The sequence below is a fragment of the Pseudoruegeria sp. SK021 genome, from assembly GCF_002119405.1.
Lineage (GTDB): Bacteria > Pseudomonadota > Alphaproteobacteria > Rhodobacterales > Rhodobacteraceae > Meridianimarinicoccus.
In genome coordinates this window covers 1-1,050 of record NZ_MTBG01000108.1, presented here as the reverse complement: position 1 = coordinate 1,050, position 1,050 = coordinate 1, and the positions used below count along the sequence as shown (strand labels likewise).

Genomic DNA, 1,050 nt, shown 5'->3' with positions numbered 1-1,050 from the left:
GGCCTTGTTGCGCAAATCGTGCTTGGGATTCACCAAGGGAATCCAATGTGCTAGCTGGCGGGCATGAGCATACCCGCGAAGACGATCTACAAGACAACGAATTGGCATGACTATAACCGCGCGCTGAAACAGCGGGGTTCTTTGACTGTCTGGTTCGATCCGGCAATGGTTTGGGAGGCGGAACCCACGGGAAAACGTGGCCGCCAACCGACTTATAGCGATGGTGCGATACAAGCCTGCCTCACGCTCAAAGTCCTCTTCGGCATGGCGCTTCGGCAGACAACCGGGTTTGTCGCCAGCCTGCTGAAGCTCGCTGGGCTCGACTGGTCTGTGCCCGATTTCAGCACTCTTAGCCGCCGGCAAAAGACCCTAGACGTGGCGATCTCCTATCGCGGGTCGAAGGGACCGCTGCACCTTTTGATTGATGCCACCGGCATCAAGGTTGAAGGGGAAGGCGAATGGCATAGACGCAAGCACGGTGGCTCGAAACGGCGGGTCTGGCGGAAAATTCACCTCGGTATCGATGAAGAAACACTGGAAATCCGAGCTGTCGAAGTAACCACAAGCAATGTCGGCGATGCACCCATGCTGCCCGATCTTCTCGGCCAGATCGACCCAAACCAAGAGATCGCCACCGTCACCGCCGACGGTGCCTATGACACACGCAAATGCCACAATGCCATCGCCGAGCGCGGCGCGGCCGCGATCATCCCACCCCGCAAGAATGCTGTGCCCTGGAAGCCGACCTCCGCCGGAGCAAGGGCCCGCAACGAAGCGTTGCGGGCGTCCAAATATCTCGGTCGCTCACTCTGGCGGCTGTGGACCAAATACCACCGACGAAGTCGCGCTGAGACAAAGATGAACTGTGTGAAGGGGCTCGGTCAGAGCCTCATGGCCCGCGATTTTGATCGCCAAGTGGCAGAGGTTCAGATCCGAGCGGCCGTGCTGAACCGGTTCACGGCCCTCGGAATACCCGTCACGAAATCCGTAGGATAAGTGTGTCTGGGGAAAGGGGGAATGCGGCCCGTTTCAGTTTTGCGCAACAGCGCC

1 protein-coding gene is annotated in these 1,050 nt (G+C 59.0%); it reads left to right on the top strand.

All coding sequences use genetic code 11. The annotated features are described in order from the left end of the window. Positions 1–63 precede the first annotated feature (63 nt). The gene (locus BV911_RS18805) at positions 64–996 is read left to right on the top strand and encodes an IS5 family transposase (protein ID WP_086055052.1); all 933 of its coding nucleotides are present in this window, start codon (positions 64–66) and stop codon (positions 994–996) included. The last annotated feature ends 54 nt before the right edge of the window (positions 997–1,050 follow it).